The 16,860-nt window shown below is 40.0% G+C and carries 11 protein-coding genes; 9 read left to right on the top strand and 2 right to left on the bottom strand.

Features of this window, described 5'->3' with window-relative positions:
* Positions 1–97: 97 nt before the first annotated feature.
* Positions 98–1,009 carry an AraC family transcriptional regulator gene (locus CEF13_RS23590; protein WP_102714540.1) on the bottom strand — a complete coding sequence of 304 codons (912 nt, stop codon included), beginning with the start codon at positions 1,007–1,009 and terminating at the stop codon, positions 98–100.
* 143 nt (positions 1,010–1,152) lie between these two features.
* Between CEF13_RS23590 and CEF13_RS23585 the strand changes: the two genes are divergently transcribed.
* Positions 1,153–3,276: a glycoside hydrolase family 3 protein gene (locus CEF13_RS23585; protein WP_102714538.1), complete on the top strand. Its 2,124-nt coding sequence runs from the start codon at positions 1,153–1,155 to the stop codon at positions 3,274–3,276.
* 278 nt (positions 3,277–3,554) lie between these two features.
* On the opposite strand, the gene CEF13_RS28955 is transcribed toward CEF13_RS23585, so the two are convergent.
* Positions 3,555–3,698: a hypothetical protein gene (locus CEF13_RS28955; RefSeq protein ID WP_166742906.1), complete on the bottom strand. Its 144-nt coding sequence runs from the start codon at positions 3,696–3,698 to the stop codon at positions 3,555–3,557.
* A gap of 302 nt (positions 3,699–4,000) precedes the next feature.
* On the opposite strand from CEF13_RS28955, the gene CEF13_RS23580 reads away from it, so the two are divergent.
* The 8 genes from CEF13_RS23580 (at position 4,001) to CEF13_RS23545 (ending at position 16,805) form a co-directional block, all read left to right on the top strand.
* Entirely contained in the window at positions 4,001–6,187 is a 2,187-nt protein-coding gene (locus tag CEF13_RS23580; RefSeq protein WP_102714536.1) for a family 2 glycosyl transferase, read from the top strand.
* 37 nt (positions 6,188–6,224) lie between these two features.
* The gene (locus CEF13_RS23575; RefSeq protein ID WP_102714534.1) at positions 6,225–9,380 is read left to right on the top strand and encodes a hypothetical protein; all 3,156 of its coding nucleotides are present in this window, start codon (positions 6,225–6,227) and stop codon (positions 9,378–9,380) included.
* 11 nt (positions 9,381–9,391) lie between these two features.
* Positions 9,392–10,441, top strand: coding sequence for a HEAT repeat domain-containing protein (locus CEF13_RS23570; protein WP_102714532.1), 1,050 nt, complete (start codon positions 9,392–9,394; stop codon positions 10,439–10,441).
* Between the two features lie 35 nt (positions 10,442–10,476).
* On the top strand, positions 10,477–11,895 hold the full coding sequence (locus tag CEF13_RS23565) for a glycosyltransferase family 2 protein (RefSeq protein ID WP_208414684.1): 1,419 nt from the start codon (positions 10,477–10,479) through the stop codon (positions 11,893–11,895).
* A gap of 164 nt (positions 11,896–12,059) precedes the next feature.
* Positions 12,060–13,076 (top strand): response regulator transcription factor, encoded by a 1,017-nt coding sequence (locus tag CEF13_RS23560; protein WP_166742907.1) that lies wholly within the window; start codon positions 12,060–12,062, stop codon positions 13,074–13,076.
* Positions 13,077–14,873: a sensor histidine kinase gene (locus CEF13_RS23555; protein ID WP_102714526.1), complete on the top strand. Its 1,797-nt coding sequence runs from the start codon at positions 13,077–13,079 to the stop codon at positions 14,871–14,873.
* Between the two features lie 90 nt (positions 14,874–14,963).
* On the top strand, positions 14,964–15,923 hold the full coding sequence (locus CEF13_RS23550) for an ABC transporter permease (RefSeq protein ID WP_102714524.1): 960 nt from the start codon (positions 14,964–14,966) through the stop codon (positions 15,921–15,923).
* 12 nt (positions 15,924–15,935) lie between these two features.
* Positions 15,936–16,805 (top strand): carbohydrate ABC transporter permease, encoded by an 870-nt coding sequence (locus CEF13_RS23545; RefSeq protein ID WP_102714522.1) that lies wholly within the window; start codon positions 15,936–15,938, stop codon positions 16,803–16,805.
* Positions 16,806–16,860 lie beyond the last annotated feature (55 nt).

Below are 16,860 nucleotides of genomic sequence, written 5' to 3'. Positions count from 1 at the left end.
TATCTTATTTTAACCATTATTACAAACATTTATTTGGTGATAATAAAAAGTACGTGATTTCAATTGCGGTTTCTTCAATAGCAATCGGGTGCGCTCATTATAAATTTTTATATTCTTTTTGTGATTTTTTTGGAGAAAGGTTGTATTCCTTTTTGAACAGTCGATAGAAGCTGGAATAATCAGAAAAACCACATTTTAAGGCAATTTTCTCTATGGATATCTGATTTTGTTTAATCAAAGTTATAGCGTAGGATAGACGCTTTAATGACACATAACGATAAAAAGGCAGGTTCATGTTTTTTTTGAAATAATGAGAAAAATAGTACTTATTTAAGTGGAAATAATTAGATACATTGTCCAAACTTAAATCGGGCTTAGTCAAATTTGATTCAATGTATTCTAGTATCGCAACGAACCTTTGGTCTAATTCATTTTTGTTGCTAAGGTTTGGCATACTACTTGTAGGATCGAAGATGTCTTGAAGCACTTGAAAAAACAAATAATTTATTGAAAAGGGGTAATTGTTCTCGCCAATAGTTATTTTCTGAATGATATCTTGAAGTAAAGAAAGTATATGCTGAAAGTTTTTTGAATGCAGATGCAGCACGTAAGAGCCCTGCGTCTTTTGATAAACAATATTCTCTTTCATAGTTGGTGAACTAGATATAAAGTCATTCATCAAACACTCATTAACACTAACAATTATTCGCTCATAGTTATCGAAATTTTTAACAACAGCTTGATGAACGGCATATGGAGGGATAACAACAACATCTCCTCTTCGGAGGGAATAAGTATGGCCTTCACAAAAAAATTCACACTCCCCGTCCAAGAATACAAGAATCTCCGTAACATCGTGCCTGTGTAATCGGAATAAATTTTCGACTTGGGAAAAATGATCGGATGATTCGTGATTTTCCAAAAGCCAATCATGGGATGGATTATTTTTGCCAAAGTAATTAATTTCAAAACCATTACTTATGACTGGAATAAGAACAGATGGATTCATATCGGATTTTCCTCTCAAACAGCAATATTTACAATATTTTTAGCAATATGCGTAAGTTATTTTTGAATTTTTGTTGTTATTATAACAGTATTATAGATTTATTTCGAGGATTAGCGGAAGACTAAGTTTAGGAGGGGTTAATAATGGAATCAAACATTAAACAACCGAATTTAGAAGTTAGATCCAAAAATATGATTGAGATTGATGGATTGAAATTTAAAGATTTGAATAACAATGGCAAGCTGGACCCCTATAAAGATTGGCGTTTGAGTCCGCAAGAACGTGCGGAAAATTTGGTTTCATTGATGAATATCGATGAAAAGGTCGGCATGCTGCTTATTAATACACGTGGGATGGGGCTCTCTCAAAAAGATAAGAGTAAGACGAGTCACAATGGTGTGCTGGATGAAGGCATTGTTGAAAAGGGTGAAAGTATTTTTGCGATTACGAAAGTAATGGGAACAACACATACGATTGAAAAAATGAATATACGGCATTTCATCTTGAGAGACAACTGGAGTCCAGCCCAAATGGCAGAGTGGGTAAATACAATGAACGAAGTATGTGAGGGAACACGTCTTGGAATCCCTTGCTTAATAGCATCTAATTCAAGAAACGAAAATACAGAATTTATTTTTGGCATGAATGACGCAGCTGGAATTTTTTCCACTTGGCCAGGAACTTTAGGACTTGCAGCAGCAGCTAAGGGTGATATTAAAAATGGCGGGGATGCATCACTTATTAGCCAATTTGCCCAAATTGCTCATGATGAGTGGGACGCTACAGGTATAAGAAAAGGATATATGTACATGGCTGATACCGCTACAGATCCTAGATGGCAGCGGACGTATGGTACGTTTGGTGAAGATCCAGCAATCATTTCTGATATTATCGGTCGGATTATCGACGGTTTCCAAGGGGATAGCATAGGAAAACACAGTATTGCAATGACAACGAAGCATTTCCCGGGCGGAGGAGCAAGGGAAAATGGATTTGATCCTCATTATAAAGAAGGAAAGTGGAATTTATATCCAACACCAGGAAGCTTGGAGATGTATCACTTGCCACCATTTCAGGCAGCGGTAGACCATGGAACCTCATCCATTATGCCGTATTATTCAATGCCTAGTATCAAGAAAAGTGTGGTTCAACAGTTCGAGGGTGAAGACATACCTTACGAAGAGGTTGGTTTTACATTTAACCATTATTTCTTAAATCATATCCTAAGAGAAAAACTAGGGTTCAAAGGCTATGTAAATAGCGATAGCGGCATCACTAGCAAAATGAGCTGGGGCGTTGAAGAGCTGAGCGAGGCTGAACGTTTTGCAAAAGCAATCAATGCGGGTACTGATTTGGTTGCTGATACAAATGATATTGAAAATCTTAAAATAGCTATCAACAATGGATGGATAACTGAGAAACGTATCGATCAAGCCAATGTACGACTGCTTACAGAAATGTTTGCTTTAGGTCTGTTCGATGATCGCACCTATGTTTCAACAGATTTAGCTGCCTCAACCGTTAGTAATCCCGCTAATTGGGAAGCTGCTTATCAAGCACATAAAAAATCAGTAACATTGCTTAAAAATCAAAATCAGACATTGCCTTTATCCACTGAAAAAATGGCTGGTAAGAAGATTTATGTAGAAGTTTTTCACAAGGAAACAAAACGGGCAGCTTCTTACACCGAAAAAGCAAGAAAGGAATGTCAAGAGCTCGAACAGTTTACTTTAACCGATAACTATGAAGAGGCTGACGTAGCTATTTTGTTCTTAAATCCACAATCTGGAGCTTATTTCTCTGCCACGCCGGGACTTTTAGAGCTTGAACTATGTGAGAATAAAACGGTAACAGCATTGGATGGTTCATCGTATGAAGAAACGACCTTGACTGGAATGGATCATCTGAGAGAAGTTGCAGAAAGCATTCATAGCCGTGGAGGTAAAGTAATTGTGAGTGTAAATATCACATTGCCGTGGATTGTTGGTAATGTTGAGCCTTTGGCAGATGTATTGGTCGCTGGTTACGACACATTCTATAAGGCACAGCTAGAGGTTATGGCGGGCAATAGCCAATTTGTTGGTGTTTTGCCATTGACGCTGCCAGCGAGTGAAGCAGTCATTGCCGTTGATGAAACTGGAAATTGTGTGTCAAGAAATGATGTACCGGGCTATGACAAGGACAAATATATGCCTGAAGGGCTAGAATATGCTTATAAGGATAGCGATGGAAATATCTACAAGCTAGGTCATGGACTAACCTATTAATAACAAAAAAGAGCTGTTCATTCTAACAATTTCTTATAACGAGCTTTCAAGTGTACTAAGGAAGAGAAAGCCCATAGAATGGGCTTTCTCTTAAATGCTATTTGGCGAATAGAGGCTGCTCAATTAATAGGCGTTTCTTTCATTGCGGCCGAACATGCCACAACTACAAGCGATGATTACTAAAAGAATGAATAGCACTAAAATCGTACGTAAATTATTTTCCATTATTCCATTACCTCCTTACTTCTTAAATACTCAATGAAGTTTTTGATATCATATTAACCGAAGAAGTGGCAACTACGAGCGATAATGACCAACAAAATGAACAATACTAGAATAGTACCAATATTGTTATTAATACCGCCAACATTGTTATAGTTACCTCCAACATTGTTATTAGTGCCGCCAACGCATCCCGACATCAAGCATTCACCTCCCTGCCCTTTGACTACTATGTAGATTATGTGTTGATAGAGCATAATGATTGGATGTTTGTTCTAGTATGATACTAGCCCTCATTTTGAGAGGATAGGCAGAGGGATACTAGTGGTCACCGTTACCTTCTTCTATTAAAACTGCAGATAATCTGTTCAATAGCACCAAAAGCCCATTCTATGGGCTTTTTTTTGTTAGCTTTAATCTATATCTATTGATAAAAATGTTAAATTAAGGAATGGACAGTGAAGAGATTTAAGAACTATAATGAGTCGCGGAGGGATAAAAAATGAATTTTAGAAGTGATAAATTTTTCCTTAGACTATTTATGTTAATTATATTGTTATTTATATCTCTTTCTGTCATTTTTATCTTACTTAATAAAAATAATAAACTGGAAAATGTTTCAACAGTGAATAAGAATACATCGGAGTATATAAGCAAGGTTGATAAGGATTCCTTCTACGTTCTGGAGAGTGGCATATGGAAAAAGATGTTTATAAAAGGTGTCAATTTGGGCGCAGGAAAACCAGGAGCTTTCCCCGGTGAAGTTGCGATTACATATGACGAGTATTATAGGTGGTTCGGTTATATTTCTGAAATGAATGCGAATACGATTAGAGTTTACACGATACAGCGGCCTCAATTTTACAACGCTCTGAAAGATTTCAATCAAGCAGCTGAAAAGAATGGCAAGAAGCCTATCTATATGATTCATGGGGTTTGGATTAATGAAACCGATATAGCGACCATTGATGATGCCTATGGCAATAATGACAAGATAATGAACGATATGATTGCTACGGTTAACGATACGATTGATATTGTACATGGCAATCATTATTTACCCGTTAATAAAGGATATGCAGATGGTACGTATACGTCTGATATTTCACAGTATGTGATGGGGTGGATCGTAGGCATAGAATGGGACCCTTCTTTTGTAGTAAGTACGAATGAGAATAACCCGGAACGCAATCATTATGACGGCAAATATCTTTTTACAGCAGATGCCTCGCCTTTTGAAAGCTTTCTCTCTGAAGTCGGGGACAGCCTAATTGATTATGAAATGACTAAATATAAGCTGCAAAGCCCGATTGCATTCTCAAATTGGGTAACAACAGACCCGTTAGCGCATCCAAACGAGCCGTATAAAAATGAGGATCTTGTAGAAGTGAATGTAGAGCATATTAAATGGCATGACAGCTATAAAGCGGGGATGTTCGCATCGTACCATGTTTATCCCTACTATCCCGATACCTTCAGCTATCAGACAGATTATATTAACTACAAGGATCAGAATGGCGATGCAGATCCCTATTTAGCTTATTTGGAAGAAATCAAAAAATTTCATTCGATGCCTGTCCTCATCTCTGAATTTGGCATTCCAGCTTCACGAGGCAAAGCGCATGAAAATAAAATAACAGGCTTCAATCAAGGCTTTATAGATGAAAGCACGCAGGGGGATATGCTGCTGAAAATGATGAATGACATTCATTTTGCTAATCTTGCAGGCGGGTTGGTTTTCTCTTGGCAGGATGAGTGGTTTAAAAGAACCTGGAACAATAATGACCTTGATCTGCCGGATTCCCGTCCATTCTGGCTTAATGCGCAAACGAATGAGCAGCATTTCGGCTTGTTGGCGCTGGATCCTGGAGCTGAGAAAAGCATCAGCTATATAGATGGCGAGACCGATGAGTGGAGGATGGATAAGCCCCTTTATGCTGACGATCAGACGAAGCTGTACGTGAAGAGCGACGAAGGATATGTCTATCTCATGATCGACGCCTCCAATTATGATTTTGACAAGGATACTTTATTAATTCCTATAGATACGATAGACGGCCAAGGAAATAGCGGGTATCCGCAATATGGAACGACGTTTAGCAAGGATGCGGATTTTGTCATTAAAATTCATGGACGGGATGATTCCCGCATCCTAGTTGACGCCTATTACGATAATTATTATTTCAGATATGCGGTTCAAACCAATCTTATTGATACGAAGCCGTCCTTTCAGCAAAAAAATAGCGGGATTTTTAACCCAATTATGCTTGCATTGAATAAAAATTTGGTTGTCCCTCAGCAAAAGCTGACCGTTCCCTTTACCGGATACGAGACAGGGCAGCTCAAATTTGGCATATCGAATCCGGAAATTCCTGATTATAATTCGCTAAGTGATTTTTATTTCCATAATGGAAAACTTGAAATAAAAATTCCTTGGCAGCTGTTGAATGTGATGGACCCCTCTGCGAAATATGTCATAGATGATATGTATGCTCGCGGGAAAATATCCAAACTGAAAGTAAATGGGTTCAGCTTTGGGGTAGCAAACATAAAAGGCGGCCGTACAAATGATACACAAAATGTAAAAATGACGGAATATGATTGGAAGGAATGGGAGCAGCCAACCTTTCATGAAAGACTGAAACCGTCCTATTATATATTGCAAAAAGGGTTTTTAGGTATAAATTGATCCGCATACGTTCGACATGCAGAATGAGGAATAAATCATGAAGAAGAATCGTATAAAAATTCGTTATTTCATAGTAGTAGCTGTATTAATCGCTGCGGCAGCACCTTTTATACTATGGGGATTAAGTCCATCAAGAAATCTGGATATTGTTGTATTAAACAAAACCTTCCCGCTTGCGTCATCTGAAGCCGGCAAAGCAGCTGAGCTGGATTATAGTAAGCAGCGCGGTCTCTTTTGGCTTATGGACTATCATCGAATCCATAATCCTCTAACGGATAAAGCGTATGATCTGGTTAAAGATTATTATGGAAACTTCCTCTCCCAAGGGAAATTAACGAATAAAGCTTTAGATCGATTAACAAATGTACCTGACATGATCTATATTTCGGATGCATATGGTACGGGCAATTCCAAAGTGAATGGGATTGAAGCAGAAGGAATCTCAGGCTTGACTGTGGATGAGGTTAGTTTAATTGCTACTAGTTACGCCAAAGGTACAACAGTCATCGGCGAATATAATATAGCGGGTGATCCTACAAGTTTAACGGTATCCAAGGAGCTGGAAGCCATTTTTGGTGTTGGCTACTCGGGCTGGGCAGGCAAGTTTTTCTCTGACTTATCTTCTACAGAAGATGTTCCCAACTGGATCCGAACGATATATGAGCAGCAATACGGGAAGAAGTGGCAATTAACAGGTGCTGGGATTGTCATTGCCGGCAATAATCGAATCATTGTTTTGCAGCGTGAAAAGGATTTTGCAGGGCAATCGATACAGCTTTCTATGACTAAGGATAATGCGGAGCATTACCATACTAAGAAAGTTAATTATTATAACTGGTTTGAGATTGTTAACCCCGCAGATGATCAATCGGTCATCGCATGGTATGACTTGAATCTGACAGCAGCAGGAAATGAACAAATGAAACTACTAGGGCTGAGCAGCAAATTTCCTGCAATAATAGCCAATAAATCGGGTAGTAAAAGCTCCTATTATTTCGCTGGTGATTTTACCGATTATAGAGAGCCTGGAAAGATCAAACGGTTTATAGGCGCTGCTGCTCTATATCGAATATTCAGCGTAGATAGCGAAGGAGATAATTCTTATTTTTATTGGAATTTTTATGTGCCGTTTATGTCGAAGGTATTAAAAGAAGTTAAGCCATTAGATGAAACGGTGAGCTTTAAGGCTAAAACGGCTGCTGCTCCAGACGGCACTCAGCTGGTGTCGAAGATAACGGATAAGAGCTTATCTGTTTATCGTAATGGTGCTTGGAACAGCCTATTTATAAAGGGCGTTAATATAGGCACTTCGTTACCAGGCATTCCTGAAGGAAGCTTTCCGGATGAAACGACCCTATACAACGGATGGCTTGAACAAATTGGTCTCATGAATGCCAATGCGATAAGAGTATATACATTAATGCCATCCGGTTTTTACCGAGCGTTGGATATTTATAACTCGAATCATCCGAATAAGCAGCTATACCTATTTCAGAATATATCACCCGGCAGTGAACCGCCTTTAGGAAATTATTTAGATAAGGACTATATCGCTGCGTACAAAAAAGCGGCAGAGGATACCATTGATGCTATTCATGGTAATACCACAATTCAAATAAAGGACGGGCAGCATTCTGATTTATACATGAATGATGTTTCAGGCTATATACTTGGATATTTTGTTGATCCGGGATTAAGCCCGGCACACGTTGCAGTTACGGATAATGCTAATCCTGCTTATAAATATAAGGGCGATTATGTAAGGTCCGGAGCAGGCGCTACGCCATCGGAGTCGTGGTTGGCATCTGTTGCCGATCAAATCTATCAATATGAACAAAAACAATATCAAATGCAGCATCCAGCAGCTATTGTCAGCATTCCTGAGCTTGATACTTTACAACATGATCAATCCAATCCGGACAGCATGGATGATGCGGTTTCCATAGACTTGAATCATATTGATATTACCAATAAGGTGATTAGCGGCTTTTTTGGCGCTTACAACATCTATCCTGATCATCCTGGATTTATGGCTGGTGAATCGAATACTGCAAAGCCCGCATATGCAGGCTACAAAGAATACATGGATAAGTTTATGAAAACACAGAGTAAATATCCTGTATTCATTAGCGAGTTTGGGCTTTCGACAAGTATGGGATCATCGCAAGCAGCTGCTGCTGGCTATCATGACGGCCAAAATAGCGAAACCGAGCAAGGGGAAGGCATTGCTGCCATGATGACTATAATTAAGGACAGCGGCAGTATAGGCGGGCTTATTTATGAATGGACGGATGAATGGGGGAAGAGCAGTCGGTTCACTTCATCGCTGATGATTCCTTATAACCACGGGAGCCAATGGCATAATCGGATTGATCCAGCTCAAAATTATGGCATCCTAGCGCTAGAAGTTCCAACACCAAAGGAGTATGCGATGTCTTTGCGAGCATCGGGTCCTTTGTCAACAATAGCCTATTCAGCTAATGAAGCCTATTTCTATATCACCGCGACATTTGATCAAATGCCTGATTTAAACAAAAAAAATATTATGATTTATTTGGACACGGTCGACAGAAAAAATGGCGAATATATGTTAGCGCCTGATGTAAATGAAAACTGGTCAGGTGCGGAGTTTAAGGTGAGCATACAAAGTGCAAATAAAGCCGATTTACTTGTTATACCTCAGTATAATGCAGCCAAAGGATCTTACTTCACTTCTGTATCCTCCTCTGGAATTTATGAAAAAATGCTGAGAAAGCTTTCGCCAGCCTATAAAACCAGCTCAAATAAAATCGTTCCTGCCCAATATGAGGATGGCTCAGCCTTAGTTCCTGGCCGATTCGACGATAGCATTAATCAATTTTATATTGAAGGCAATACGTTGAATATAAGGATTCCTTGGGCAAGATTGAATTTCACAGACCCATCCAGCTTGCTGGTGCTAAATGATGATAAGAGCAAGGGAGTAAGGGAAAATACAAAAGATGCTCTTACCGTTAGAATGACGGATGGCATCGTGCCCTCACTAGTTATTATGGATAAATCAACTCAAGCTGTAGAGTATCATTTTCCAGAAAGCGTTACAGCTTCAGGCTATAGAACGTTTACGTGGAACACCTGGACGGTACCTGAGTATGTGTCGCGCAATAAAAAGAGCTACGATCGGATTAAACAACTTTTTGCTGAATCGTTGTAATCGGAGGATTTATGACAAAAGAAGCATTCTATTTATTGATGATTTCGGCCTTGTTATTTTCATTTTTTCTCATTGCTATTATCGGCAGCTGGTTTTTTCAATATTTCAGTGATGTAAAAACAAAGAAATTAGAAGATCAGTTGGATAAATTACTTTATTGTTATTTTCATACTGAAAATGAGAATACACGAAGTATGGTTCAAAAAATAGTTAAAATCATTGGAAACCGCACTGGAAGAAAAGAAATATTAATAAATAGGCTCATCCGCTGCGGTGATGATTTTATTGAAACTCATCACGCTTCGTTAATGAACTTATACGAAATAGTTGGCATTAAAGCTTATTTGCAAACAGCGCTTGCCTCGAACAATGTTCATATGAAGTCATTAACATGCCGTTATATTGGGGAATTACAACTTGAAAATATGGAAGCTGATATGATTGCACTTATATCTAACCAAAATAATGACATCACCTATAATGTCATGCTTGCCCTTGCAAAGCTTGGCGATATGAAAGGGCTAGTCCATATATTCACGAATGATGCTGAGCATATTTACTTATCGCACAGAGCTATTATCGAAATTATTTCCGCCTTCAAAGGATCGAAGGAAGAGTTGTTCAAGAGGACGATTGATTTGTGTGATGATTATATGAAAGGGATTTTAATCAAAGCTATCGCAGAGGATAAGATTGAAAGCTTGAACCCGTACTATATGACGTATTTGAACAGTGAAGATAAGAACCTTAGGATAGCGTCCATACGAGCATTAAGTGAGCTGAATAATGAGGATGATGAATCCTATATAAGAAGTAAGCTTGATGATAAGGATTGGGAGGTCAGAGCGGCAGCAGCGAAAGGCCTTGAAAAGCTTGGAACCAGCCAAAGCTTCGCAGCTCTTGGCAAAACGACAGGCGACAGTGTGTGGTGGGTAAGACATAATGCTGCTAGCGCTCTTATTCTCATACCGGGTGGAAAGGAATTCGCTTCTCGTATCATTAACGGTGAAGATAAGTTTGCGCGGGAAGCGGTCATCAGTCTTATCGAAAAGAACACCTAATCTAACTGTGAAAAACAAGGATGGTTTTCGAATCAATGTATATGCTTAGAATGTTTATTATTTACTTTAGCGAGTTTTGTATGCTCTATACCATCGGAATAAATCTATTTTATAATGGGCAGATGCTGATTGCTTCTTTCGATATGTTTAGTTATTTCAAGAAAATGAAAGCATCAGATTATCGAAGATATGTCGAATCCAAAAATATGATTCCTATATCGATTATCGTGCCTGCATATAACGAAGAGAAAACAATAGTGGATAATATTAAATCATTGCTAGCATTAAATTATTTTGAATATGAAATTATTATTGTCAATGACGGCTCTATTGATGGTACAAAAGAGAAAATCATACAAGAGTTTGATTTGAAAATGGTAAATCAGCCGATCATGCAGAGCTTGTCTACGAATGAAGTAGTCGGCATTTATCGGAATAATCAATATGAGCGGTTAATATTTGTTGATAAAGTAAACGGAGGCAAAGCTGACGCGCTTAATGCAGGCATTAATATATCGGTATATCCGATCTTTGCATGCATTGATGCAGACTCCATTTTGGAGAATGATGCACTTATAAAGCTTGCCATGCTATTTGTTGAGCATCCCGAAACGATAGCTGTCGGGGGAATTGTTAGAATTGCGAATGGTTCTATCATTAAAGACGGAAAATTGATTGAAATGAATATCCCCAAAAGCAATATGGCTAAATTTCAAATTGTTGAATATTTCCGAGCATTTCTTACGGGGCGTACAAGCTTCAGCAAGCTGAATTCGGTCCTCATTATTTCGGGTGCATTCGGTGCGTTTAATAAAAGGGCTGTTATCGACTGCGGCGGCTATAAAGTGAATACGATCGGCGAGGATATGGATATTATCGTAAGACTGCATAAAACGATGAAAGACCAAAAGAAAAAATATAAAATACAGTTTTTGGCCGACCCCATATGCTGGACACAAGCTCCTGAATCTATGAAGGATCTAAGAGGCCAGCGAAGAAGATGGCAAATTGGCTTATTCGATACTTTAATTAGTTATAGAAGGATGTTGTTTAATCCTAAGTACGGTACGATCGGTATGCTGACGCTGCCTAATTATTGGATATTTGAATTAATTGGGCCAATTGTTGAGGCTATGGGTTATATATTTATTCCGCTCGCTTATCTGTTTGGATTATTGGCATTCAAAAGCTTTATTCTTTTCTTCGTTATCGCTTTTTTATTGGGAACTACCTTATCACTGGGAAGTATTTTACTGGAGCAGACTACATTCCGTAAATATCGCTCATTTAAGGAAACGATGCTGTTGATCGTATTCGGCATAATAGAAAATCTCGGATATCGGCAGCTCACCGTTCTTTTCCGTGTTGAAGGCATTTTTAATTTCAGAAAAGGCCGTCATTCATGGGGGAGGATGAATAGAAAGCAATTTATTTCAAAGGAAGAAAAGCTATAATGAAAAGAGGCTTTGCATGAGTTCACTGAACTGTAGCGAAGCCTCTTTTTTGCATAATTACAACCTCCACTATCATCGTTTTAAGTTTTTCTCCAGAAACATACATGTTAAATACATTAGTCCTAAGCTATTATATAGGGAGAATTTGATCTGGAGGTATGAGAATGCATATATTAATCGTTGATGATGAAATGATTATTCGTAATGGCTTAAAAAATATGATGTTGTCATACAGCAGACCTTTTGCCAGTATCCGTGTGGCAGAGAACGGTGAGCAGGCGCTTGGCCTTATTGCAGATTATCCTCCCCATATCATTATTACGGATATTCGGATGCCGAAGATGGATGGTCTAGAATTTTGTAGGCGCATACATGAATCGTATAAATATATTAAAGTCGTTGTCATTTCAGGCTTTGCAGAATTCGAATATGCGCAGCAATGCATGGCATACGGCGTTAAGGAGTATATGCTGAAACCCGTTATTAAGCTGGATATTCATGAAATGCTGAATCGAATACTGCCAGCTATGGAGAAAGGAGTCATCACCCCAACCCAGCTGGAGAAATGGCTGGATGAAATGACGGAGCATATTTGGCAGCTGCGTCTGCAGGATTTGGACCAATGCTTGGATGAGTGGCTACGTTACTGCGAGGAAAGAACGGTTCATCCTTTTCAGCTAAGGGAGCTATTAGTGGACTCCTTCCAAGCTGTGCTTGATCGATTAAAGGTGAAAGGCCACACATATACAGGCTTGGCTGCGGATATAGAGGAGAAATCTGTTGGAGAGATCCACGAGCGGTTTCGCCATATGGTTCGTTCCGTAGCGGACGAGCTCACGTTGCGCAGAGGCGGCTTTAAAGATGTGATGGCGGAGGTTCGGGCTTATATGGAGCAGAATATAGCAAGGGAAGTGACGCTTGAGGAGGTCGCTAATCTGGTAGGCCTGACTCCGAACTATTTCAGTTTATATTTTAAGAAAACAACAGGAGTTACCTTTATTCATTATCGCATGACAAAGCGGATAGAAGCAGCTGAGCAGCTGCTGGCGCAGCCTCACTACCGTATCGTAGATGTTGCGCATGAGACTGGTTATGAGGATTATTCCCATTTCGCCAAAACATTTCGGAAAGTGAAAGGGATCACACCGACTGAATTTCGCAGCAGATTGGGGATCAAATAAATGATAAAGCGTCGAAAGGGGCTTTTCTTCCGTTTATACACCTGCTTTATTATTGTTATTCTTGTGCCTTTGTTTGTGCTCGGCTTGACCACCTTTTATGGAGCGTCCGACAAGCTTCGCGACCAAGCGGAGGCGAACATGGCCCAGATTGTCAATATTACATCTCATCACATGGAGCAATATATTCGCAGCTATGAGAATTCGTCTTTATCTCTGCTTACTAATTTGGACATTAAAGAATATCTCGATATGGCACCAGAGTCTAATTATAAAAATTACTATTATACATCAAGGATCAAAGAGTATGCTTTCGAGCCTATATTAATTCGCCATCCTGATGTAATAACCGCGCTATACATTATCGACAAAGATGGCCGCGCTGTCATGGTAAATAAGGGAGAATCTTTCGATTTCACTACCCAAGCATCAAAAGCATATTTCGACAATCTTTTCTCCACTATTCCGAATAACGGAAAGCTTGTCATATTGAATGATAGTATTACTTCCGGGCAGGAGGGTCATTCCATCACCTTGGCTCGAAAAATTAGAGGGCTTCGCTCAATGGAGTATAAAGGGATTCTCGCGATGGAGATCAGGAGTGCAGATTTGTCTTCCCTATGGAAAGGAATTGAATTGGGGCCTCGAAGCTCTTTTACAATAGAGGACAATCAAGGGAAAATCATTTATCATAATGATCCAAGTAAAATTGGTCAACAGCTATCCACCAAGCTGAGGAAAGATGCAGGGGAAGACCGAGTGGAGTCGTTCGTAAATATGGAGGACGGCAAGGAGATGTTTACGGTTGCGCTTCATTCATCGTATACGGATTGGGATCTGAGAATTTCAATTCCAATGGATGATTTGCGTGAGCCGATTATCGGAATCCGTACCAATATGATATGGATTGGCGCCGTTACATTAGCCCTGGCGCTACTGCTCGCGTACCGTTTCAGTTATTCCATTACAACCCCTATTCAAAATTTAAGGCGCGGCATGAAGAAGGTGGAGAAAGGCGACTGGACGCGAATTCCGATTATTGGCAAGCAGGATGAAGTGGACGAGCTTATTGTGAGCTACAATTCTATGGTCTATAAGCTCTCTGATTTGGTCGAGCAAGTATATACAGCAGAAAGTACCAAGCGCGAGGCCGAGCTGGAATGGCAGAAAGCAGAGCTGCAGGCGCTACAACTGCAAATTAATCCTCATTTTCTGTACAATACGCTGGAGACGATCGTATGCTTTCCTGCCGTTCAGGATTCCTCTGAGGTGTCCGAAATCGTGAAAAATATGGCTTATATGCTGAGATATGCGGTTCAAACCAGTTTAGAGGAAGTTACAGTCGTTAATGAATTAAAGCATGTATTGAATTATATGGCCATACTGAAACATCGATTAGGCAAGGAATTTGAATTTGATGTGGAAATTCCACCTGATTTTTTGTTGAAGAAGATGGTAAGGCTTACCTTGCAGCCGCTGATCGAGAATGTATTTCAACATGCGTTCTTCGAGGGAATTGAAGAGAAGCACCGTATTCAGATCGAGGCGCAGGAGACAGACTCCGTCTTTATTGTCACCGTAAGCGATAACGGTTCTGGGATGAGTGATACGACACTGCTTAAATTACGAAGCCGATTAGTGAACAAGCGCTTAACCGAAGTGAAGGAAGGCAAAGGAGGCATCGGCCTCATCAATGTGCATCGCCGTATTCAGCTCTTATTCGGTGAAGCCTACGGACTGGAAGTGGATAGCGAGTTGGGAGAGGGAACGGTCATTCGAATGATAATGCCTAAATCGTAAAAAAAGCCATAACGACAAATATGATGCCATCGTAGAACAAAGCTCTGTAGTGTAGGATTAGCGTACAAACTATATGAGGAGTTGACTCCGATGGCAAAAACCGAAACCTCACTGTCAGAGCAGGGAATAATAGTATTCCGGAATGGAAAGGAACGTTGGGCGAATTTAAAAAAGTATAAAGCATTATATTTGCTGTCCATTCCGGGCATTATTTATTTCTTGCTGTTTAAGTACATTCCGCTCCTTGGCTCCGTTATGGCCTTCCAGGATTACAATATTTTCAAAGGGTACTTTGGAAGCGCATGGGTTGGTCTTGACCATTTTCAAAGAATGTTTCAGTATCCTGACTTTATTCGCATATTGAAAAACACGCTGATTCTCGCCATTTACAGCTTAGGTTTTTCATTTCCTATTCCGATTATATTGGCGTTACTGCTGAATGAGGTTCGGAAAGTTTTCTTTAAGCGGACATTACAGACCATCATCTATATGCCGCATTTTCTATCATGGGTCGTTATTGGCGGAATAGCCATTGAAATCTTGTCACCTCGAAACGGTTTTGTGAACAATATCATTACATCGCTTGGGTTTGATTCCATTTACTTTATGGGTGAGAATTCGTTTATTCGCACCATTCTGGTTTCCTCCGGCATATGGAAGGATGCAGGCTGGGGAACGATTATTTATTTGGCAGCCCTGACGAGTATCAATCCGGATTTGTATGAGGCTTCGGAAATGGATGGGGCCAGCCGCTGGAGACAGACGCTATCGATTACCCTTCCGGCAATTATGCCGACCATTACGATTTTGTTTTTATTGCAGATTGGACATTTTATGGATTTCGGGTTTGAGCGAGTTTCTGTGTTTTTGAATACGCTTAACTCCAATAAGGGCGAGATTCTGGACACTTACATTTATACGATCGGTCTGCTCGATCGACAGTACAGTTATACAACGGCCATTGGGTTGTTCAAATCTGTAGTTGGGCTTGTGTTAATTATGTCAGGCAATGCAGTAAGCAAGAAATTGACCGGCGAAGGATTATATTAAGGAGGAGACCTCATGCTAAGAATAAGCACCGGGCAGCGGTGGTTTAACATTGTGAATTACGCATTTCTCATTATACTCGGACTAAGCATGATACTGCCGATTGTGCATGTTCTTGCTCAGTCATTAAGCAGCAATACCGCAATAAACAACGGCAAGGTTTTCTTTCTGCCGGTCGATTTCACGCTATCCAATTTCAAGGCGGTTGTCGGTGAGAAGCTCATCTGGCGTTCATTTGGAATTAGTGTATACGTTACGGCATTCGGAACTTTCATCAATCTTGCAATGACGGCTATGCTGGCTTATCCCTTGTCACGCTCGGAATACGTATATCGGAAGCCCGTACTCATTCTCGTGCTGCTTACGATGATTTTCACTGCGCCGCTCATACCGAACTTTTTGCTTGTTAAACAATTAGGACTTACCGATACGCTTTGGTCATTGATGCTTCCAGGGGCAATCAGCGCATTTAATCTCTTTGTAATGCGGTCTTTTTTCATGGCGCTGCCAGTGGAGCTCATTGATTCGTCACGAATTGATGGCTGCGGGGAAATGCGTATTTTATGGAATATTATATTGCCGCTTTCGAAGCCTGTTATGGCGACAATCGGAATTTTCTATGCGGTGGCACATTGGAACAGCTATGCGAACGCCCTTTATTTCATCAATAATAGGCAGCTGTATCCGCTGCAGGTGAGGCTGCGGGAGTTTATTATTACCGATAGCTCCTCTATTACAGCACCTGCGGAGGAAGTGTTGATGTCTTCGCCAGAGGGAATCAAGATGGCGGTAGTCATTATCGCTACTATTCCAATTATGCTCGTATATCCATTCTTGCAAAAACATTTTACTAAAGGGATGATGGTCGGCTCAGTGAAATCATAAGCAGCGTAAAAAAAACCATTAGACCATAAGTAAGCACATGTGAATAGATGGAAGG

It is taken from the genome of Paenibacillus castaneae (genome assembly GCF_002884445.1).
In the GTDB taxonomy this organism is placed as follows: Bacteria; Bacillota; Bacilli; order Paenibacillales; family Paenibacillaceae; genus Pristimantibacillus; species Pristimantibacillus castaneae.
This window is presented reverse-complemented; position numbering and strand designations above follow the sequence as displayed.